This is a genomic window from Intrasporangium sp. (assembly GCF_040414665.1).
In the GTDB taxonomy this organism is placed as follows: domain Bacteria; phylum Actinomycetota; class Actinomycetes; order Actinomycetales; family Dermatophilaceae; genus Intrasporangium.
In genome coordinates, this window is record NZ_JBEDUL010000088.1 from 1 (window position 1) to 21,053 (window position 21,053).

Here is a 21,053-nt window from a genome sequence, read left to right on the forward strand (position 1 = left end):
CTCGCCAACCCCGAGGCGTGGGTCGCGCAGCAGAACATCGACCGCTACCACGCGACCGGCAAGCTCGACGTCGCCTACCTCTCCTCGCTCGGCGCGGACGCTGCCCCGACCATCCGAGCCGGCCTGCCCCAGCACCTCTCGGCCTGCATCATCAGCTCCCAGGGTCTGCCGTCGCACGATGATGCCCTCGGCTGGAACCTCGGGCGGGCCAGGGCCAGCGGCCTCGGATCGGACCCGCTGCCGGGCTTCGACCAGGCGACGTGCTCGACGGCGCTGAGCCAGGGCCTCGGTGGCTGAACGAGCCGCTGGACCGAGTGGGGCAGGATGACGGGGTGCGTGCCGATGTCGTCGACCTCTTCGAGCTCGACCCCGCCCTGACCCACCTCAACCACGGCGCCTTCGGCGCGGTCCCGCGCGTCGTCCGTGCGGCCCAGGACCGCGCCCGCGCCCGGATCGAGGCCGCGCCCATGAGAGCGTTCCGGGACGAGCTGCCCCGCCAGCTTGCGGCCGCCCGGGAAACGTCGGCGGCGTTCCTCGCAATCGCCCCCGACTCCGGCGCGCTGGTCCGCAACGTGTCGGAGGGTGTGGCCGTCGTGCTCCAGGCGCTTCGGATCGGACCAGGCGACGACGTCGTCGTGGGCAACCACGGCTATCCCACCGTGGCGCGTGCCGTGCGGGCCAACGGCGGAGCCGTCCGGGAGGCCGCCTTCGACCTGGCCGCGCCCGCGACCGACATCATTGCCGCGTTCACCGATGCGCTGACTCCCGACACGCGTCTGGTCGTCATCGACCAGATCACGTCGCCGACGGCGCTGCTCCTGCCCGTGGCCGAGGTGGCTGCTGCGGTGGCTCCGGTCCCCGTCCTCGTGGACGCCGCCCACGTGCCCGGCGCCCTGCCCGACCTCGACATCGAGGCGCTCCGGTGCGCCTACTGGGTGGGCAACCTGCACAAGTGGGCGTTCACACCGCGGTCGGCGGCCGTCCTGTGGGCGGCGCCCGACCGCCGCGACGGCCTCCGACCCCTCGTGACCTCGTGGAGCCACGGTGAGCCCTACCCCGCCTCCTTCGACCTCCAGGGCACCGTCGACCACTCGGCCTGGCTCGCCATCCCCGACGCCCTCGACTTCTGGCACCACCTCGGCGGGTGGGACCAGCTGGAACGCAACGCCGCGCTCCTGCGCCGTGGAGCCGACCACGTGGCCAAGGCGCTGGGGGCTGGGAGCGAGCTCAGCGGCATACCCTCTGCACCGTGCATGACGCTCGTGCCGCTGCCGGGCGGGGTGGGGGAGACGACGGAGGCGGCCGACGCGCTGTGGCAACAGCTGTATGCCGCCGGGTTCGTCGTCCCGCCCGTGTCCTTCGGGGGCCGCGGGTTCATCCGCCTCGCGGCCCAGGCCTACAACGACGAGGACGACTATGCGCGCCTCGCCGAGACTCTCGTCACGCTGGTGAGCCGCGGCTGAGCCGCCGATGCGGCTGGGGAGGCGTGGATGTGGAAGGATCGGGCGACCGCCGGAACGCTGCCACCAAGGAGGCTCCGTCATGACCGATGCCCGCAACACCCGGTTCAAGAGGGTGCTCCTCAAGCTTTCCGGTGAGGCCTTCGGCGGTGGCCGGGTGGGTGTCGACCCGAGCGTGGTCGCCGGCATCGCGAAGCAGATCGCGGAGGCGGTCGGGGGCGGCGTCGAGGTCGCCGTCGTCGTCGGCGGCGGCAACTTCTTCCGTGGAGCCGAGCTCCAGCAACGTGGCATGGACCGCACCCGCGCGGACTACATGGGCATGCTCGGCACGGTGATGAACTGTCTGGCCCTGCAGGACTACCTCGAGAAGCAAGGCGTCGAGACGCGCGTCCAGTCGGCGATCGCGATGCAGCAGGTCGCCGAGCCCTACATCCCGCGCCGGGCGATCCGCCACATGGAGAAGGGCCGGGTCGTCATCTTCGGCGCCGGGGCCGGCATGCCGTTCTTCTCGACCGACACGGTGAGCGCCCAGCGTGCGCTCGAGACCAAGTGCGACGCCCTGCTCATCGCCAAGAACGGTGTCGACGGCGTCTACTCTGCCGACCCGAAGACCGACCCCACCGCGACGAAGTACGACACCCTGACCTTCGACGAAGGGCTCGCCAACGGGCTGCGCATCGTCGACGCGGCAGCGTTCTCGCTCTGCAAGGAGAACAAGCTGCCGATGGTCGTGTTCGGCATGGAAGGGGCCGGCAACATCACACGCGCCCTCCTGGGTGAGAAGATCGGCACGCTGGTCACGAACGCGTGACCGACCCACGACGAAGCTGACGAGGAAGCTGAGCCATGATCGAAGAGACGATGTTCGAGGCCGAGGAGAAGATGGACAAGGCCATCGAGGTCCTCAAGGAGGACTTCGCGGGCATCCGGACCGGTCGCGCCAACCCCGGCCTGTTCAACAAGCTCCTCGTGGACTACTACGGGGCGCCCACGCCGCTGCAGCAGCTCGCGTCGTTCCAGAACCCGGAGCCGCGGACCATCCTGGTCATCCCGTTCGACCGGTCGGCGCTGCACGAGATCGAGAAGGCCATCCGTGACTCCGACCTCGGCGTCAACCCGGCCAGCGACGGCCACCTGATCCGCTGTGTCATGCCGGAGCTGACCGAGGAGCGGCGCAAGGAGTACATCAAGCTGGCCCACCACAAGGCGGAGGACGGCCGCGTCTCGGTCCGCAACATCCGCCGCAAGGCGAAGACCGACATCGACCGGCTCGTCAAGGACGGCGAGGTCGGCGAGGACGAGGGCACTCGGGCGGAGAAGGAGCTCGAGCAGCTCACCAAGAAGCACACCGACCTCATCGACACCCTCGTCAAGCACAAGGAGTCCGAGCTGTTCGACGTCTGAGGCCGATCAGGCCCCAGAGGTAGAGCACGTGTCCATGACCACGCCACCCAGCGCCGCGGCTCCCGATCCGCCGGAGCCGCCCGAGCCGCCCGAGCCGACAGAGCCGACCCAGCCCTCCGAGCCGGCAGCGCAACCGGTCTCCCGAGCCGGGCGAAACCTCAAGGCGGCCATCGGCGTTGGTGTCGTCCTTGGCATTCTCATCATCACGACGCTGCTCGTCAGGAAGGAGTCCTTCCTCGTCGTCATCGTCATCGCCGTCGGCATCGGTATGTGGGAGCTGCAGGCGGCGCTGCGCAACGTGGCCGTTCGCGCGCCGCTCGTGCCCGCCGTCGTGGGCCTGGTCGGCATGGTCTGGGCCGCCTACGTCCACGGGCCCGCCGGCCTCATCACCGCCTGGGTGCTCACGTGCGCCGTCATCGTGCTGTGGCGCGGCAGCGGCCGCCTCGACGGGGCCGGTCGTGACGTCCTCGGTGGGATCTTCATCTCGACCTACCCGCCGCTCCTCGTCGGCTTCGCCGTGCTGCTGTTGGCCGCCCCCGATGGCGTCGGCCGGATGTTCGTCTTCCTCATCACCGCGGTGTGCAGCGACATCGGGGGCTATGCGGCCGGGGTCTGGTTGGGCAAGCACCCGATGGCGCCGACGATCAGCCCCAAGAAGTCGTGGGAGGGGTTTGCCGGATCGGTCATCCTCTGCATCGTCGCAGGCTCGCTCACCATCCACTTCTTCCTCGAGCACCCGTGGTGGATCGGTATCCCGCTCGGCGTCACCGTGGCCATCGCTGCAACGATCGGCGACCTCATGGAGTCCCTGATCAAGCGCGACCTCGGCATCAAGGACATGTCCAACATCCTTCCCGGCCACGGGGGCATCATGGACCGCCTCGACTCCCTCATCGTCGTCGTGCCGATCGTGTGGGCGGTGCTCAGTCTGCTGGCGGAGCGGGCCGTCGCCTGACGGCTCATCGATTCCGTATGCCGCTTGGCTGGCTCCCCGGGACCACTCACCCTTGGTCGAGTGTGCAGTTGGCGCCGGGCGCGGAGTGCACAGTCGGCGGGAGGCCGGCGGCGCGGAGTGCACAGTCGACGGGGAGGTCGGCGGCGCGGAGTGCACAGTCGACGGGGAGGCGGCTCAGCGGCATACGACTGGGGTGGAATGACGGGACCACACGGCTGCCCGCGGCGGGCGCCCGCACGCGGTGTGTGACCCATCCCGTCACTTGTCCCACCCATCGGTCGAGTGTGCAGTTGGCGTCGGGCGCGGAGTGCACACTCGACGGAGTGGGGGCGGCTTTGACTCCGCCTGAGACAATGGTCGGGTTATGACTGAGACCCCCGTGTCGCTGCCCGAGCCGACCACCACCCGTCCCGAGCCGGGCCAGCTGACCTTCCGGGCCCCGCGCCGCGGGAAGCCGCCGCGGCACCTGGCCGACTTCTCGCCCCAGGAACGCAAGGAGGCGGTCGAGGCCCTCGGGCACCAGGGCTTCCGGGCCAAGCAGCTGTCAACGCACTACTTCGAGCGGCTCGTCGACGACCCGGAGGCCATGACCGACCTGCCGAAAGCAGTTCGCGCCGAGCTCGTCGCCGACCTCCTGCCGACGTTGCTCACGCCGATCGTGCGACGGCAGGCCGACGACGGCCAGACGATGAAGTACGCCTGGCGCCTGCACGACGGGGCGATCGTGGAGTCGGTCCTCATGCGCTACCCGAACCGGGTCACCATCTGCATCTCCAGCCAGGCCGGGTGCGGGATGAACTGCCCGTTCTGCGCGACGGGCCAGGCCGGGCTGACCCGCAATATGTCGACTGCCGAGATCGTCGAGCAGGTGGTGTGGGCCGCACGGGCGCTGACAAGGGGAGAGCTGGCCGGCGGCGGCGACGCGGACCGCGAGCACCCGTTGCGCGTCAGCAACGTCGTCTTCATGGGAATGGGCGAGGCGCTGGCCAACTACAAGGCGGCGATCGGCGCGATCCGCCGCCTGACCGATCCGGCGCCGGACGGTCTCGGCATGTCCGCCCGGGGCATCACCATGTCGACCGTCGGCCTCGTCCCGGGGATCGACAAGCTGGCCGCCGACGGCATCCCGGTGACGCTCGCCCTGTCGCTCCACGCCCCCGACGACGAGCTGCGCGACGAGCTTGTGCCGATCAACACGAGGTGGAAGGTCGACGAGGCCATCGACGCGGCCCACCGCTACTACGAGACGACGGGCCGGCGCGTGTCCATCGAGTACGCCCTGATCCGGGACATCAACGACCAGGGCTGGCGGGCGGACCTGCTGGGGGAGAAGCTCAACCGGCGCGGGCGGGGCTGGGTGCACGTCAACCCCATCCCGCTCAACCCCACGCCGGGGTCGAAGTGGACCGCGAGCCGGCGGGGGGTCGAGCAGAACTTCGTCGAGCGGCTGCGCGCCCATGGGATCCCGACGACGATCCGGGACACGCGCGGTCAGGACATCGACGGGGCGTGCGGCCAGCTGGCGGCTTCGACCGCCTGAGGGGCGCTCAGGCAGAGTCGGCCTCGACGCGGAAGGTCCTGCGGTAGGCGAGTGGAGAGAGCCCGACCGAGGCCGCGAGGTGCTGGCGCAGCGACGCGCCGGTCCCGAAGCCCGACTCGGCGGCGATCCGGTCCACGGGCAGGTCGGTTGACTCGAGCAGGTGCCGGGCGCGGTCGACCCGGGCCCGGGCAAGCCAGGCGCCGGCGGTCTCGCCGGTCTCCTCGCGGAAGCGCCGCGTGAAGGTGCGCACCGACATGTCGCACCGGCGGGCGAGGTCGTTGAGACCGATGGGCTCGGCGAGGTGCTCGAGGGCCCACGTGCGGGCCGGGCCGGTGCCGGCGTCGGTCTCCTCAGGGATGGGGCGGTCGATGAACTGCGCCTGACCACCCGCTCGCCAGGGCGCGACGACGGCGCCACGGGCGACGCGGTTGGCAGCCTCGGCGCCGAGGTCGGAGCGGACGAGGTGCAGGAGCAGGTCGATGCCGGCCGCGTTCCCCGCGGAGGTGAGCACGTCACCGTGGTCGACGTAGAGCACGTCCGGGTTGAGCGGCACGTCGGGGAAGTGCCGGGTGAACGCGTCGACGTGAACCCAGTGGGTCGTTGCGACTCGACCCTGCAACAGGCCGAGCCCGGCGAGCACGAAGGCCCCGGTGCAGATGGAGACCCAGCGGGCGTCCGGCCGAGCGGTCTCAGCGAGCCGGTGGAGCGCCTCGGGCAGCACGCCGGTCTCGACAATGGGGCCGTTGAGGCCGGGCACGACGATCGTGTCAGCCTCTGCGAGAAGGCGGTTCGAGTCGGTCGGCTGAGCGGCATAGCCGGCCGACGTCATGACCGGCCCGTCGTCGAGGGTCACCATCCGGACGTCATAGGGTGGCATCGCCCCGGTCCTCGGCCCCGGCCACCCCGGGTCGAGCGACGACGCGGCGAGGAAGCGGTGTGCCAGGCCGAGCTCGAATGCGATGACGGTGTCGAGGGCGAGCACGACGACGAGGTGTGGCCTTCCACGAGGCGAGACGGTCGACGGCATGGCCGGATTCTTTCACATGATTGCCCGCGGGCCACTCGTTCGAGGGCCAATGATCGCCGAAGGTTGACCCGTGACCACGACTGACCAGCGCAGCGAGCGCACCCTCCCTCGGGCTACTTTCCGGGTCCACCCCGCCTGGTGGGTGGCCGCCGTCACCTTCCTGACGATCATCGGCGCTGCCGGCTTCCGCGCGACGCCGGGCGTCATGATGAACCCGCTCCACGACGAGTTCGGCTGGCCGATGGGGGTCATCGGCGGTGCGGTCTCGGTCAACCTCCTGCTCTACGGCCTCGTCGCCCCCTTCTCGGCCGCCCTGATGGAGCGACTGGGCGTGCAGCGCGTCGTCGCCGGCGCCCTCGTCCTCGTCAGCATCGGCTCGCTGCTGCCCATCTGGATGACGGCCTCCTGGCAGCTCGTCCTGTCCTGGGGTCTGCTCGTCGGCCTGGGCACGGGCGCCATGGCCATGGCCCTCGTCGCGACGGTGACCGGCCGGTGGTTCGTCACAAGCCGCGGGCTCGTGACCGGGCTGCTCACCGCCGCGGGGGCGACCGGCCAGCTCGTCTTCCTGCCGGTGCTCGCCTGGCTCGCCGAGCACAGCGGCTGGCGCTCCGCCGCCCTCGCGACCGGAGCCATGGCCCTTCTCGTCGTGCCACTCGTCCTATGGCGGCTGCACGACTACCCGAGCGACCTGGGGCTCACTGCCTACGGTGCCCCGGCCGGCACCCCGGTCGCCCGCCCAGTGCGCCCGGACGGGCGACCCGTCCGGCTCGCCCTCGAGGCCCTCCGCGACGCGGCGCGCACCAAGGTCTTCTGGCTGCTCGCCGGCGGCTTCGCCATCTGCGGCATCTCGACGAACGGGCTCGTCGGCACGCACTTCATCCCGGCCGCCCACGACCACGGTATGCCCCTGACCACGGCCGCCGGACTGCTCGCCCTGGTCGGCATCTTCGACATCGCCGGCACCGTCTTCTCCGGGTGGCTCACCGACCGCATCGACCCCCGGGTCCTGCTCGGCGTGTACTACACCCTCCGCGGCGCCTCGCTCCTGCTCCTGCCCTCGCTCTTCAGCGACGACCTGCACGTCAACATGCTCGCCTTCATCATCTTCTACGGGCTCGACTGGGTCGCCACGGTGCCGCCGACCATCGCCCTGTGCCGCCAGGCGTTCGGCGACCGTGCCCCGATCGTCTTCGGCTGGGTCTTCGCCTCACACCAGATCGGTGCCGCGATCGCCGCCACGGGCGCAGGACTCATCCGCGACCAGCTGGGCACCTACACGCCGGCGTGGTACATCGCCGGCGCCCTCTGTTTCGCGGCCGCGGTCATGTCGATGTCCATCCTCAAACGACGGGTCACGATCGACTCCCCGCTTGCCGATGGGATCTGACCACTCGGCTCGTGTGACGAACCCGGCACTTCCCCCGTCCAACGCAACGGGGCAGGGTGGGAGCATGAGCGACGGAGCGAGCCCAGCGGCATACCCCTCGACCTACCGAGCCACGTACGACGCGAGTCTCCACGATCCCGACGCCTTCTGGGCGGAGGCCGCCAACCTCATCGACTGGGTCACCCCGCCCACCCGCATCCTCGACGCGGACACCCCGCCCTTCTACCGCTGGTACCCCGACGGCGAGCTCAACGTCTGCCACAACGCCGTCGACCGGCACGTGGCCGCCGGGCGCGGCGACCAGCCCGCCATCCGCTACGACTCCCCAGTGACCGGCACCAAGGAGACCATGACGTATGCCGCTCTGCTGGCTCGGGTGCGCGCCGTGGCCGGGGGCCTGCGCGGGCTTGGTGTCGAGAAGGGCGACCGCGTCGTCATCTACATGCCGATGGTCCCGGAGGCGGTCATCGCCATGCTGGCCTGCGCGCGGATCGGCGCCGTGCACTCCGTCGTCTTCGGTGGGTTCGCGCCGCAGGAGCTCGCGGCGCGGATCGACGACGCGGCTCCCAAGGTGGTCCTGTCAGCGTCCTGCGGCATCGAGCCGTCGCGCATCGTGACGTACAAGCCGTTCCTCGACGAGGCGATCCACCGCTCGGAGCACAAGCCGGAGGCGTGCGTCATCCTCCAGCGCCCGCAGGAGCGGGCGGAGATGGGGGAGAGGGACATCGACTGGGAGGAGTTCGAGTCCGGCGAGGCGGCCCAGGCCGGGGCGGATCCGGTCACGGTCGCCGCCACCGACCCGCTCTACATCCTCTACACCTCGGGTACGACCGGGAAGCCCAAGGGGATCTACCGCGACAGCGGCGGCTACGCCGTGGCGCTGCGCTGGTCGATGGCCCACCTCTACGACGTCCAGCCCGGCGAGACCATGTTCACCGCGAGCGACGTCGGCTGGGTCGTCGGCCACTCGTACATCGTCTACGGGCCGCTGCTCACGGCGGCGACGACGGTTCTGTACGAGGGCAAGCCGATCGGGACGCCGGATGCCGGCGCCTTCTGGCGCGTCATCTCCGAGTACGGCGCCGTCTGCCTGTTCACGGCGCCGACGGCGTTCCGCGCCATCAAGAAGGAGGACTCGACGGCGTCGCTCGTCAAGGACTACGACCTGTCCGCCTTCCGTACGCTCTACCTCGCGGGCGAGCGGCTCGACCCGGACACGTACGAGTGGGCCTCCGCAGCCCTCGGCGTACCCGTCATCGACAACTGGTGGCAGACCGAGACCGGCTGGCCGATCGCCTGCAACCCCAAGGGGATCGAGCTGCTGCCGATCAAGCCGGGCTCGCCCACCGTCGCGGTGCCCGGGTATGACGTGCAGGTGCTCGACGGCGCGGGGGCCGAGCTCCCGGCAGGCAAGGAGGGCTCGATCTGCATCAAGCTGCCCATGCCTCCCGGCACGCTGCCGACGCTGTGGCAGGACGACGAGCGCTATGTCTCGTCGTACCTCGCGGCCTACCCGGGCTACTACCTCACCGGGGACGGCGGCTACATCGACGAGGACGGCTACCTCTTCGTCATGGGGCGGACCGACGACGTGCTCAACGTTGCGGGACACCGGCTGTCGACGGGGTCCATCGAGGCGGCGCTCGCCGGGCACGAGGCCGTCGCGGAGTGTGCCGTCATCGGCGTGCACGACGAGCTCAAGGGGCAGGTGCCCCGGGCGCTCGTCGTGCTCAAGGCGGGAATCGACGTGGAGGCGGAGGGCGAGCGGATTCGCCGGGAGCTCGTCGCCCGGGTGCGGGGGGAGGTGGGCGCGGTGGCGGCGCTGCACCAGGTCGACATCGTCCCCGGCCTCCCGAAGACGCGCTCGGGCAAGATCCTGCGCAAGACGATGCGCGAGATCGCCGACGGTGGGGACCCGGCCGTGCCGGCGACGATCGAGGACGCGACCGTGCTCGAGCGACTCGGCCCGGTGCTTCGGGGGAGCTGACCCGTCAGCTCGTCTGGGGGTCCGGGGTCCAGCCTCTCGGCTCGTAGACGCAGGTCGGATCGGACGCGAGCAGGTCGCCCGTCACGGCGTAGGCGTGCGACCGGCTTCCTCCGCACACGTCGCGGAACTCGCACACCCCGCACTTGCCATGGAACTGCGCGGGGTCGCGGAGGGAGCGCAGGAGTGGGCTCGTGCGATAGATCTCGCGGAATCCCGCGTCCTTGACGTTGCCGCACCGGTGGGGGAGGAAGCCGCTGGGGTACACCTCGCCCACGTGGTCGATGAAGGCAAAACCCCTGCCGGAGTTCACCTCGATCGGGGGCCTCGGGCGACGAGTTTGCGTATGCCGCTGGGCTCGCAGCCCGGCCACGGCGTCGGTGAGCTGCCGGTGGAGTTCTCCGACGGCGGGTGCCCTGCTGGGGGTGCCGACGACGCCGGCTCGGGCGCGCTGGATGGCGACTCTTCGGTAGTGGGGCGCCTCTGTGGTCTTGATGGCCACGAGGTCCGAGACGTCGTGGAGCCAGTTGAGGACGTCCTCGACCTGCTGCGGCTCGAGGGGCTGGAGCAGCTCGCCGCGACCGGTCGGGACGAGGAAGAAGACGCTCCAGAGCGAGGCGCCGAGGTCGATGACCGTGCGGAGCAGCTCGGGAAGCTCGGGCACGTTGGCCCGGGTGACCGTGGAGTTGACCTGCAGCCGGAAGCCGGCCTCACGGACGTCAAGGGCCGCCTGCAGGGTCGCGTCGAACACGCCTGGGACGCCCCGGAAGGCATCGTGCGTCTCTGCTCGGGCGCCGTCGAGGGAGAGGGACAGCGCACCGGCGCCGGCATCGTGCAGCTGCGCGAGGACCTCAGTGGTCAGGCGTGGCGTGACTGACGGGGACAGCGCCATGTGCAAGCCAAGAGAGGTGCCGTGGCGCACCAGCTCGGCCAGGTCGGGCCGCTCGAACGGATCGCCGCCGGTGAGGACGACGATCGGATGGGGCTTGCCGAAGGCGGCGATGTCGTCGAGGAGTGCCCGGCCCTGCTCCGTCGTGAGCTCATGCGGGTTGCGGCGGTGCTGCGCGTCGGCCCGGCAGTGGAGGCAGACGAGTGCGCAGGCCCGAGTCACCTCCCAGATGACGATCATCGGGCGCTCCTCGGGCGCGTGGCGCAGGCGGCGGACGGCGGTGCGCTCGGTGACGGCGGTCATGCGCCGACCTCCTGTCTCGCGGCGCGCGGTCTGGAGCGAAGGAGCCCGGCCGACACGGCGGCGGCGGCCGCCTCGCCCGAGGCGATGCAGGAGACGAGACCGAGTCCTTCGTAGGCGGATCCGGCCACGACGACACCGGGCAGCGCGCGTGCGAGGTCCGCTCGGAGGGTGGCGAGTCGCGCGTGGTGGCCCACCCGGAGCTGGGGCAGTCCGTCGGACCAGCGCTGGACGTGAAGCACCTCGGCCGGCGCGTCGAGGCCGGTCACGGTGTGGAACTCGGCGACCAGCTGTCTGACGAGCTCGTCATCGGTCAGCTCGTCGAGACGGTCGTCACCGCTCCGCCCTGCCGACAACCGGACCAGGCACGAGCCGTCCTCGGCGAACTGGGGCCACTTGCGGGACAGGTGGGTGGCCGCCTTGAGCAGCATTCCCGACGTCGAGGGCAGGAGCACCCCGGTGCCCCCGAAGACCCGGAGGTCCTTCGTCGCGGACCGGTCGAAGCCGAGCACGACGGTCGCGACCTTGGCGACCTCGGCGCACTCGAGGAGCCCCGCGGCGTGCGGGCTGTGTGGTGCGATGAGTGGCGCGGCAGCGCCTGCGGGGAGGGCGAGCACGACGGCGTCGACAGGAAGCTGTTCACCGGCTCCGGTCGCGTCCATGACCCCGCCGACCCCGACGACCCCGACCGTGTAGCCGGCCGGGGTCACCGTCAGGTCCCGGACCTGCGAGCCCATGCGCACGGTCACCGGGAGGTCTTTCAGCAGGGCGTCGGTGAGGGTGCGCAGCCCTCCCGTCCACGTGGCGAACATGGGCAGCGCCGGAGAGGATCCCCGATGGCCGGACGGCATGGGACGCCGGCGTACGAGGGACCGGCGCTGGGTGGCGGCGTCCACGAGACCCGGCGCACAGGCCCGGAGGCTGAGCCGATGCACGTCACCGGCGTGGAGGCTGCCCAGCAGTGGGTCGATGAAGCGCTGGGTCACCTCGGACCCGAACCGGCCGGAGACGAACTCGCCGACCGAAACGTCCTCGTCCGGGGCCAGCGCTGGGCGCACCCGCGCGACGATGGGCTCGAGGCCGGCTCGGCTCAGGCCCCGCACGGACATGACCCCGCTCGTGGCCACCGGGCGCAACCGGGTCGGGCCGGAGGGTGTGACGCCGGACGGCAGGGCGCGCAGGCCGCGTCCGGTCCAGAGCCAGCTCTGGCCCGGACGGCTGCCCACGACCGTGTCCGCGAGACCGAGCTCTTCGACCAGGTGGCGGGCCGTGGGGCCGCCGAGGTGCAGAGCTTCCGCGCCGACATCGACCCAACGGGAACCCACGCGGACGGTGTGGACCTGTCCACCCAGCCGATCGTCCTGTTCGACCACGGTGACCTCGTGGCCCGCGAGGGCGAGGCGGCGTGCGGCCACCAGACCGGTGATGCCACCTCCCGCGACGACGATGCGATCGGGACGGTGCGGTTCGGTCATGACATCACCCTGGGGTCGGCAGCAGGTACTACGGATCGTAGTACTTTGCGGGATGCCGTCCACATTCGGCAGGGGTGGTCAGCGGATCGGCAGTGGCAGGAACTGGAGTGCCTCCTCGAGGGTGTCGACGAGATGCAGGACCTCCGCCATCCGGCGTCCGGCGGCCAGCTGCTCCACAGCCGGCCAGAGAGGCACCGTCTCCGTCCAGTGCCGGTGACCGACGAGGATGAGCGGGGCGAGCGGCCTGTCGTCGGGCGCGTAGTAGAGGGGCGTGACCGCTTGGAAGATCTCCTGCACGGTGCCTGCCGCTCCGGCCAGGACGACCACCCCTCCGTTGCTCCGTGCAAGGATGCCGTCTTCCCGGATGGCGTTGGAGAAGTACTTGGCCACGACGTCACAGAAGACGTTGGGTGGCTCGTGCCCGTAGAACCACGTCGGGATCCCCACGGACGTGGCGGACGGCCCCAGGGTCTCCGGGGCCGGCAGCAGCTCCTCGCCGAGGATGCGCCGGCGCACCTCCATCGCCACCTGTGCCCACGGCGTGGTGTCGGGCCGGAAGGACGGGACGCGCGCCAGACGTGGCAAGACGTCAGCCAGGGCATCGCTGTCCGGGGCGAACGCCCCGAGGTTGGCGGCCTCCATGGCCCCGGGTCCGCCGCCGGTGACGACGACGTGTCCGGCGGCGGCGAGGCGCCGCCCCAGCTCGGCCGCCTCGACGTACTGCGGAGTGCCCCGCAGGATCGCGTGGCCGCCCATCACGCCCACGGCCGAGCGCCCTTGGACGAACTCGTCCAGGCCGTCGGTGACGGAGTCGTCGTGGATGGCACGGATCAGCGTCGTGTAGGCGTCGGTGCGCAGGCGCCCGTCGATCGACCACGCGTAGGCGCGGGCGTCCGGTGTCGTCTGGTAGCCGTGCTCGAGACCCTCGTAGAGGTCTTCCGGGTAGTAGAGGCCGCGCCAGGGGTCGATCGGCGCCCCGCCCACCTGGGGGAAGACGATGGCGCCGCCCCGGTGGAGGACCTCGTTGACCTCGGAGGGCACGACCCCGCCGAGGACGACGAGACCCGAGAGGTCACCGTGCGCGGCGTGTGCGGCGAGGGGGACGGCGTAGCCGGTGAGGTCGAGGTTCTGGAGGCGGAGGCCCCGCAGGCTGCCGCCGTCGGCGAGGTGGTCGTCCAGGGCGTCGAGGGACTCGATCTCCATGCCGCCATCGTGCCCGAACGCGAACCCCGAGATCTGGTGCGTACGGCCACCAACCGTGGCACGCTGCCGTCATGAAGAGCACGATGCAGTCGCCGCCCCTGCTCATCTCGTCCCTGCTGCGCCACGGGACCACGATCCATGGCGACAGCGAGGTCGTCACCTGGACGGCCGAGGGGCCGCGCCGGCTGTCCTACCGCGAGGTGGGCCAGCACGCAGCCCAGCTCGCCCATGCGCTTCGCAGCCTGGGAATCACCGGGGACCAGCGGGTGGGCACGTTCATGTGGAACAACGCGGAGCACCTGACCGCCTACCTCGCGGTGCCGTCCATGGGCGCCGTGCTCCACGCCCTCAACATCCGGCTCTATCCCGAGCAGCTGGTCTACGTCGCCCGTCATGGTGGCAGCGAGGTCGTCATCGTGGACAACACGTTGGCGGCTCCGTTCGCCCGGCTGGTCGAGCACCTCCCAGCCGTGCGGCACGTCATCGTCAGCGGTCCGGTGGACGACGCGACCCGCGAGGCGCTGGCGTCACCTCCGCACGTCGAGGCGGTGCACGACTACGCCACGCTTCTGGCTGACCAGCCGGCGACCTTCGACTGGCCGGAGCACCTCGACGAGAACGACGCGTCCTCGATGTGCTACACCTCGGGGACCACCGGCAATCCCAAGGGGGTCGCGTACTCCCATCGCGGCAATGTGCTGCACAGCATGGGCGTCGCTGGGACGCTGGGCATCTCGTCGAAGGATCGGCTGCTCATCGTGGTGCCGCTCTTCCACGCGAACGCCTGGGGCTTCCCCTACTGCTCCATGATCACCGGGGCCACGCTCGTCATGCCCGACCGGTTCCTCCAGGCCGAGCCGCTGGCCGCGATGATCGAGGCCGAACGCGTGACGGGCGGCGCCGGCGTGCCGACGATCTGGAACGACCTGCTCCACCACCTCGACGAGCACGGAGCGGACGTGTCGAGCTGCCGGATGCTCATGGTCGGTGGGTCCGCCGCGCCACCTGCGCTGATCCGGGCGTTCGCCGACCGGTACAACATCGACATCGTGCACGGCTGGGGCATGACCGAGATGTCCCCGGTCGGCTCCCTCGCCCTCCCGCCACAAGGTGTCGAGCCGGGCAGTGAGGAGTACTGGCGCTACAAGTCGAGCCAAGGGCGGCTGCTCTACGGTGTCGAGGGCCGGTTGGTCGGCCCGGACGGCAGCATCGTCCCGTCGGACGGCGAGTCGGTCGGCGAGCTCGAGGTCCGTGGGCCCTGGATCACCGACTGCTACTACGCCAACGGCACCGAGACGGCGACCGACCTGGCCGAGGCCACCGCGAAGTTCGACGACGGGTGGTTGCGCACCGGCGACGTCGGACGGCTGTCGCCCAATGGCTACCTCACGCTGACGGACCGGGCCAAGGACGTCATCAAGTCGGGCGGCGAGTGGATCAGCTCGGTCGACCTCGAGAACGCCGTGATGGCGCACCCGGACGTGCTGGAGGCCTCGGTCGTCGGCGTGCCCGACGAGCGCTGGGGGGAGCGGCCGCTCGCCTCGGTCGTCCTCAAGCCGGGCACGTCCACGACGGTGGCCGATCTGCGTGCCTTCCTCGAGGGCAAGGTTGCGCACTGGCAGGTCCCCGAGCGGTGGGCCGTCGTCGAGGAGGTACCCAAGACGAGTGTCGGCAAGTTCGACAAGAAGCAGCTCCGCAAGCGCTTCGCGGAGGGTGACCTCGAGGTGGTCACTGTCGACTGATGGGCGCAGTGCGGTCGCAGGTCGGACAGCAGGGAGCACCTGGCATCGGACCTGACAGGATCGCCCAGTGCTCGGTGTGCTCGAGGGTTTCGCGACGATCGCCGTCATCGTCGCGGCGGGCTGGCTGCTCGCGCACCTGCGCATCCTCGACGAATCCGCCCAGGTCAACCTGTCGCGGCTCGCGTTCTACCTGGCGTCGCCGGCCCTGCTGCTCACGGTCATGCAGCGCACGCCGCTCGATGCGGTCCTGTCGCGCAACCTGCTCACCTCGCTGTCGAGCTTCGTCGTCGTCGCGGGCCTGTACCTCCTGCTGGCGCGACTGCGCTGGCCGGACTCGGGAATGGGATCGCGCCTCATCGGCAGCCTCTCCGCCGGCTATGTCAATGCCGGCAACCTCGGCATCCCCATCGCGCTTTACGTCCTCGGTGACGTCGCCTGGGTCGCACCCACCCTGCTCATGCAGCTGCTCATCATCACGCCGGTCTACATGGCCCTCTTCGACAGCGATGCACGCGGCGAGCGCCCGACGCTGTTGCGGAGCGTGCGGCGGATGTTCAGCAACCCCATCACCATCGGTGCGGTGGCGGGACTGCTCATCGCAGTTCTCGACCTCACCCTGCCGCGGGTCCTGGCCGATCCGATCGAGCTGCTCGGGAACATGGCGGTGCCCTCGATGCTCGTCGCCTTCGGGATCTCGCTGCGGCGCGGCCCGCGGCCGGCGGCTGGCGCATCCGCGCCGCACGTGTGGAGCATCGTCTGCCTCAAGATCCTCGTCATGCCGGCGATCGCCCTTGGCATCGGAGCGGCCCTCGGCCTGACGGGGCAGCCGCTGTTCGCCGTGGTCGTCACCGCAGCGCTGCCGACGGCCCAGAACATCTTCACCTACGCCGTGAGATACCGGCGCGAGGTCAATCTGGCCCGCGACGCGATCTTCGTCAGCACCTTCGCGTCCGTCCCGGTGATCATCGTCATCGCCGGCCTGTTCCACCTCGTCGCCGGCGTCTGACCCCTCGCACCTGGCACCCAGCAACACACCGAGCACTCGTCAAGCCCTGACGGTTATTTCCGCCACCGGATGACGAGTGCTCGGTGTGATGCGGGGTCTGGGTCAGAAGTCGCCGAAGCCACCGAAGTCACCGAAGTCACCGAAGCCGCCGCCAGCGTCTGCTCCGCCGAGGTCGCCGCCAGGGTCACCGCCGCCGTCGGAACCCGCGTCTCCGCCGGCGTCACCGGCGTCGGTCGCCTCAGGCGAGGACTCGTAGCCGCCGAGCATGGAGTCAGCGATGGCCGAGCCGACGACGAAGCCGGCGATCGTCCCCAGCATGGACCCGGCGAACATGCCGCCCATGCCCATGCCCCCACGACCGCCACCGAACGCGCCCTGCAGGTAGCCGGGCTGGCGCAGCTCGGCGCGCGTCGCGCTGCGGGCCAGATCGGCCGGCTGGTCGGTGCGCGGCCTCTCCGACTCAGGCAGGTCCTCGGTCAGCCGCTGGAGCACCAGCTGCCGCTGCTCCGGCGAGAGCTGGGCGAAGGCCTCGGCGTGCACCTTCTCGATGTCCTCCGGGGGCGCAGTCCGCAGCAGGTACCGGTAGCGGGCGATGGCTCGCTCGTCCTCGCTCGACGCGCCACCACGCGGCGGCGGCATCTCGTACGGCTGTCCAGTCGACGGGGACGCACCCCACTGCTGGCGACCCTGGGGCTGGGGCTCCCGGCCCAGCAAACGGTCGAGGAAACCCATGACGACTCCTATGTTCGGCTACGGCAGGCGATGATCCGGTGTTCGCGCCTACAACGCCTGCCCTACCCGCGAGGGTTCCGACCACACCCTGCATGGCCTCGCCCCAATGATCGAACAGCTTTCGGGTCCGAGGTTGACGTCGCTTTCGAGCGTGACTACGGCATCGACGGCGTCCAAGCCAGAATCCGCTGGGCGCCGACGGACTACCACCACATCAGACCGAACCGCCTGATCATGCGTAGCGCGGTGGGGCCGGAGATCCTCATGGCAGTCGCTCGGCTCGCCCACCCGGGCGGGAGCGCGACTGAGCCTCGGGGCTGGGAGCAAGCTCAGCGGCATACGCCCAGAAGTTGTTCACTCGATCGGGGTCTTGATCGGGTCAGAGGTGGTTCTCGGCCTCCGTGAGCACGCCACGCAGCCTCGACTCGATGTCGTCGAACTGCTCCTGCCCGATGATGAGTGGCGGCGCGAGCTGGATCACCGGGTCCCCGCGGTCGTCTGCGCGGCAGTACAGCCCCGCGTCGAACAGCGCCTTGGACAGGAAGCCACGCAGCAGCCGCTCGGACTCCGCCTCGTCGAAGGTCTGGCGCGTCTGCTTGTCCTTGACGAGCTCGATCCCGTAGAAGAAGCCGGCCCCTCGGACGTCGCCGACGAGCGGGAGGTCGAGCAGCCGGTCGAGCGTCGCCTTGAAGGCCGGCGCCTCCGACCTGACGTGGTCGTTCAGGCCCTCGCGCTCGAAGATGTCGAGGTTGGCCAGGGCCACGGCCGCCGAGACCGGGTGGCCCCCGAAGGTGTAGCCATGGGGGAAGTACGTCGTCCCCTTCTTGAACGGCTCGAAGAGACGGTCGCTCGCGATCATCGCGCCGATGGGGGAGTAGCCGCTCGTCATCCCCTTGGCGCAGGTGATGATGTCGGGCTGGAACCCGAAGTCGATCGACGCGAACATCGAGCCGATCCGGCCGAAGGAGGTGATGACCTCGTCCGCGACGAGCAGGACGTCGTACTCGTCGCAGATCTCCCGGACCCGCTCGAAGTACCCCGCGGGTGGCGGGAAGCAGCCCCCCGAGTTCTGGACCGGCTCGAGGAAGACGGCCGCGACGGTGTCCGGGCCCTCGAACTCGATGGCCTCGGCGATTCGGTCCGCCGCCCACCGGCCGAACGCCTTCTCGTCCTCGCGGAGGTGCTCAGGCGCCCGGTAGAGATTGGTGTTCGGCACCTTGAACGCACCCGGGACGAGCGGCTCGAACATCTCCTTGGCGCCGGGGATGCCCGTGATCGACAGCGCGCCCTGCGGTGTGCCGTGGTAGGCGACGGACCGCGAGATGACCTTGTGCTTGGTCGGCTTGCCGGTCAGCTTGAAGTACTGCTTGGCGAGCTTCCACGCCGACTCGACCGCCTCCCCACCGCCCGTCGTGAAGAACACTCGGTTGAGGTCGCCGGGCGCATAGCCCGCCAGGCGCTCGGCCAGCTCGATGGCCTTGGGATGGGCGTACGACCAGAGCGGGAAGAACGCCAGCTCGCGCGCCTGCTTCGCGGCCGCCTCGGCGAGCTCCTCGCGCCCGTGGCCGACCTGGACGACGAAGAGACCCGCCAGGCCGTCGATGTACTCGTTGCCGCGGTCGTCCCAGACCTTCCAGCCGTCACCCCTGGTGATGATGGGGACCGCGTGACCGAGTCCGCCGGTTCCGGGCTCCTCGAACACGGAGTGGCGCGTGAAGTGCATCCAGAGGTGGTCCCGGGCCGCATCGGACAGCAGCGTCCCCTTGGGGGTGCGCTGGTCCGAGGAGGGCTCCCAGACGTCGTTCGGGTTGAGTGTCATCGTGTACCCCAGTTGTAGAGCTGCTTGTTCAGCTTCAGATAGACGAACGTCTCCGTGGCGGTGACGTTCGGGAGGACCCGGATCCGTTTGGTCAGCAGGTCCAGCAGGTGGTCGTCGTCCTCACACACGACCTCGGCCAGGATGTCGAAGCTGCCCGCGGTCGTGACGACGTAGTCGACCTCCTCCATCTCCGTCAGGGCGTCGGCGACCTGCGACATGTCCCCGGACACCCGCAGGCCGATCATGGCCGAGCGGAGGAAGCCCACCTGGAGCGGGTCGGTCACCGCGACGATCTGCATGATCTCCGCGTCGAGGAGCCGTTGGACGCGCTGCCGGACCGCAGCCTCGGAGAGGCCGACCTCGGCCGCGATCGACGCGTAGGACTTGCGTCCGTCGTGCTGGAGCTGCTCGATGATGGCCTTCGAGACGGCGTCGAGGTGAGGAGACTTCCCACGGCCGTTCGCGCCGGCACGGGCAGCGGACGGGCGCTCGGATCCGCCGTCCCGGGCGGTCAGTCTCGTCGGCATGGTGTGATCTTGACGGGTGAAACGCGCGCTTGGCAAGGCGGTCAACGACTGATTCCGAAGATTCACCTACGGATCTATTCCGAATCAGGAGGTTTCGTGGTTAGAGTGCGCGCATGACTTCCGAGGTTCGCCAGCTCCGCAACTTCATCGGTGGCCAGTACGTCGACAGTGACGCCGACACCATGACCGACATCGTCAACCCGGCCACGGCGGCCGTCGTCGCCAAGGCCCCCGTCAGTTCCGCGGCCGATGTCGACCGCGCCTACGGGTCAGCGGCCAAGGCCTTCGAGACCTGGGGGGAGGCGACGCCGAGCGAGCGGCAGCAGGCCCTGCTCAAGTTCGCCGATGCCATCGAGGCGAGGGCGGACGAGTTCGTCCGCCTCGAGGCCGAGAACACCGGCAAGCCGCACGCGCTGACGGCATCGGAGGAGGTTCCTCCGATGGTCGACCAGCTGCGCTTCTTCGCCGGGGCCGCGCGTGTCCTCGAGGGCAAGGCCGCCGGCGAGTACCTGACCGGGCACACCTCCTGGATCCGCCGTGAGCCGATCGGCGTCGTCGGCCAGGTCACGCCGTGGAACTACCCGATGATGATGGCGATGTGGAAGATCGCCCCCGCGCTCGCCGCCGGCAACACGATCGTCCTCAAGCCGTCGGACACGACCCCCGAGACGACGCTCCTGCTGGCGGAGGTCGCCTCCGAGTTCCTCCCGGAGGGCACGTTCAACGTCGTCACCGGCGACCGGGACACGGGCCGCAGGGTCATCGAGCACGACACGCCGGCCCTCGTCGCCATCACCGGTTCGATCCGGGCGGGCATGCAGGTCGCCGAGAGCGCAGCTAGCCGCCTCAAGCGGGTCCACCTCGAGCTCGGTGGCAAGGCCCCGGTCATCGTCTTCGACGATGCCGACCTGGAGGCCGCCGTCGAGGGCATCGCGGGTGCGGGCTACTTCAACGCGGGGCAGGACTGCACCGCCGCCACCCGGGTCCTCGCCGGTCCGCGGATCCATGACGACTTCGTCGCCGCCCTCGGCGAGTACGCCGCGTCCTCGGTCAAGGTCGGCATGCCCGATGACGACGAGGCCGCATTCGGACCGGTCAACAACCCGAACCAGGTGGCCCACGTCTCCGGCTTCATCGACCGGCTGCCCGACCACGCCCGCGTCGTCGCCGGCGGCTCGCGGGTCAAGGGGCTCGGCGAGGGGTACTTCTTCGAGCCGACCGTGCTCGCCGGGCTGCAGCAGGATGACGAGCAGATCCAGACCGAGATCTTCGGCCCGGTCATCACGGTGCAGCAGTTCACCGACGAGGACGTTGCGGTGGCGTGGGCCAACGACGTCCAGTACGGTCTGGCCTCGAGCGTCTGGACGAAGGACTTCGGCCGTGCCATGCGCGTCAGCAAGCGGCTCGACTTCGGTGCTGTCTGGATCAACACGCACATTCCGATCGTCGCCGAGATGCCACACGGGGGGTTCAAGCACAGCGGTTACGGCAAGGACCTGTCCATGTATGGGTTCGAGGACTACACCCGCATCAAGCACGTCATGGCCAACATCAACTCGTGACGCACGACCCAGTACTTTGACGTATGCCGCTGGGCTCGCTT

18 protein-coding genes are annotated in these 21,053 nt (G+C 70.1%); 11 read left to right on the forward strand and 7 right to left on the reverse strand.

Features of this window, described 5'->3' with window-relative positions; genetic code table 11:
- The 6 genes from ABF401_RS09835 to rlmN all read left to right on the forward strand — a co-directional run.
- The coding region (locus ABF401_RS09835; protein WP_353509373.1) for a DUF4153 domain-containing protein at positions 1–297 on the forward strand (297 nt) is incomplete at its 5' end.
- 35 nt (positions 298–332) lie between these two features.
- Complete coding sequence (locus ABF401_RS09840) at positions 333–1,463, forward strand: aminotransferase class I/II-fold pyridoxal phosphate-dependent enzyme (RefSeq protein ID WP_353509374.1); 1,131 nt, start codon at positions 333–335, stop codon at positions 1,461–1,463.
- 79 nt (positions 1,464–1,542) lie between these two features.
- Entirely contained in the window at positions 1,543–2,271 is a 729-nt protein-coding gene (pyrH, locus tag ABF401_RS09845) for a UMP kinase (RefSeq protein WP_353509375.1), read from the forward strand.
- 35 nt (positions 2,272–2,306) lie between these two features.
- Positions 2,307–2,864, forward strand: coding sequence for a ribosome recycling factor (gene frr, locus ABF401_RS09850; RefSeq protein WP_353509376.1), 558 nt, complete (start codon positions 2,307–2,309; stop codon positions 2,862–2,864).
- Between the two features lie 34 nt (positions 2,865–2,898).
- Positions 2,899–3,819 carry a phosphatidate cytidylyltransferase gene (locus ABF401_RS09855; RefSeq protein ID WP_353509377.1) on the forward strand — a complete coding sequence of 307 codons (921 nt, stop codon included), beginning with the start codon at positions 2,899–2,901 and terminating at the stop codon, positions 3,817–3,819.
- Between the two features lie 364 nt (positions 3,820–4,183).
- Positions 4,184–5,359 carry a dual-specificity RNA methyltransferase RlmN gene (gene rlmN / locus ABF401_RS09860; RefSeq protein ID WP_353509378.1) on the forward strand — a complete coding sequence of 392 codons (1,176 nt, stop codon included), beginning with the start codon at positions 4,184–4,186 and terminating at the stop codon, positions 5,357–5,359.
- A gap of 7 nt (positions 5,360–5,366) precedes the next feature.
- Here the strand turns inward: rlmN and ABF401_RS09865 are convergent, their stop codons facing one another.
- On the reverse strand, positions 5,367–6,386 hold the full coding sequence (locus ABF401_RS09865; RefSeq protein WP_353509379.1) for a GlxA family transcriptional regulator: 1,020 nt from the start codon (positions 6,384–6,386) through the stop codon (positions 5,367–5,369).
- Positions 6,387–6,456: 70 nt separating this feature from the next.
- Here ABF401_RS09865 and ABF401_RS09870 point away from each other — a divergent pair, with 70 nt between their 5' ends.
- Together ABF401_RS09870 and ABF401_RS09875 are read left to right on the forward strand one after the other, a co-directional pair.
- Positions 6,457–7,773 (forward strand): MFS transporter, encoded by a 1,317-nt coding sequence (locus tag ABF401_RS09870; protein ID WP_353509380.1) that lies wholly within the window; start codon positions 6,457–6,459, stop codon positions 7,771–7,773.
- A 64-nt stretch (positions 7,774–7,837) separates the two neighbouring features.
- A complete protein-coding gene (locus ABF401_RS09875) occupies positions 7,838–9,760 on the forward strand; it encodes a propionyl-CoA synthetase (RefSeq protein WP_353509381.1) in 1,923 nt (640 codons plus the stop codon).
- 4 nt (positions 9,761–9,764) lie between these two features.
- Here ABF401_RS09875 and ABF401_RS09880 read toward each other — a convergent pair whose 3' ends face one another.
- The 3 genes from ABF401_RS09880 to ABF401_RS09890 form a co-directional block, all read right to left on the reverse strand.
- Complete coding sequence (locus tag ABF401_RS09880) at positions 9,765–10,949, reverse strand: TIGR04053 family radical SAM/SPASM domain-containing protein (RefSeq protein WP_353509382.1); 1,185 nt, start codon at positions 10,947–10,949, stop codon at positions 9,765–9,767.
- A complete protein-coding gene (gene hemG, locus ABF401_RS09885; protein ID WP_353509383.1) occupies positions 10,946–12,421 on the reverse strand; it encodes a protoporphyrinogen oxidase in 1,476 nt (491 codons plus the stop codon). Before hemG ends, ABF401_RS09880 begins: the two co-directional genes overlap by 4 nt.
- A gap of 78 nt (positions 12,422–12,499) precedes the next feature.
- On the reverse strand, positions 12,500–13,624 hold the full coding sequence (locus ABF401_RS09890; protein WP_353509384.1) for an LOG family protein: 1,125 nt from the start codon (positions 13,622–13,624) through the stop codon (positions 12,500–12,502).
- 71 nt (positions 13,625–13,695) lie between these two features.
- Here ABF401_RS09890 and ABF401_RS09895 point away from each other — a divergent pair, with 71 nt between their 5' ends.
- Together ABF401_RS09895 and ABF401_RS09900 are read left to right on the forward strand one after the other, a co-directional pair.
- Complete coding sequence (locus ABF401_RS09895; RefSeq protein ID WP_353509385.1) at positions 13,696–15,366, forward strand: long-chain fatty acid--CoA ligase; 1,671 nt, start codon at positions 13,696–13,698, stop codon at positions 15,364–15,366.
- Positions 15,367–15,433: 67 nt separating this feature from the next.
- On the forward strand, positions 15,434–16,372 hold the full coding sequence (locus ABF401_RS09900) for an AEC family transporter (RefSeq protein ID WP_353509386.1): 939 nt from the start codon (positions 15,434–15,436) through the stop codon (positions 16,370–16,372).
- 102 nt (positions 16,373–16,474) lie between these two features.
- Here the strand turns inward: ABF401_RS09900 and ABF401_RS09905 are convergent, their stop codons facing one another.
- The 3 genes from ABF401_RS09905 to ABF401_RS09915 all read right to left on the reverse strand — a co-directional run bounded on the left by ABF401_RS09905 (position 16,475) and on the right by ABF401_RS09915 (position 19,450).
- Positions 16,475–17,104: a hypothetical protein gene (locus ABF401_RS09905; protein ID WP_353509387.1), complete on the reverse strand. Its 630-nt coding sequence runs from the start codon at positions 17,102–17,104 to the stop codon at positions 16,475–16,477.
- A 379-nt stretch (positions 17,105–17,483) separates the two neighbouring features.
- Complete coding sequence (locus ABF401_RS09910; RefSeq protein ID WP_353509388.1) at positions 17,484–18,923, reverse strand: aspartate aminotransferase family protein; 1,440 nt, start codon at positions 18,921–18,923, stop codon at positions 17,484–17,486.
- Positions 18,920–19,450 carry an Lrp/AsnC family transcriptional regulator gene (locus ABF401_RS09915; protein WP_353509389.1) on the reverse strand — a complete coding sequence of 177 codons (531 nt, stop codon included), beginning with the start codon at positions 19,448–19,450 and terminating at the stop codon, positions 18,920–18,922. The genes ABF401_RS09910 and ABF401_RS09915 overlap by 4 nt, the downstream gene beginning before the upstream one ends.
- Before the next feature lie 113 nt (positions 19,451–19,563).
- Between ABF401_RS09915 and ABF401_RS09920 the strand changes: the two genes are divergently transcribed.
- Positions 19,564–21,012 (forward strand): gamma-aminobutyraldehyde dehydrogenase, encoded by a 1,449-nt coding sequence (locus ABF401_RS09920; RefSeq protein WP_353509390.1) that lies wholly within the window; start codon positions 19,564–19,566, stop codon positions 21,010–21,012.
- Positions 21,013–21,053 lie beyond the last annotated feature (41 nt).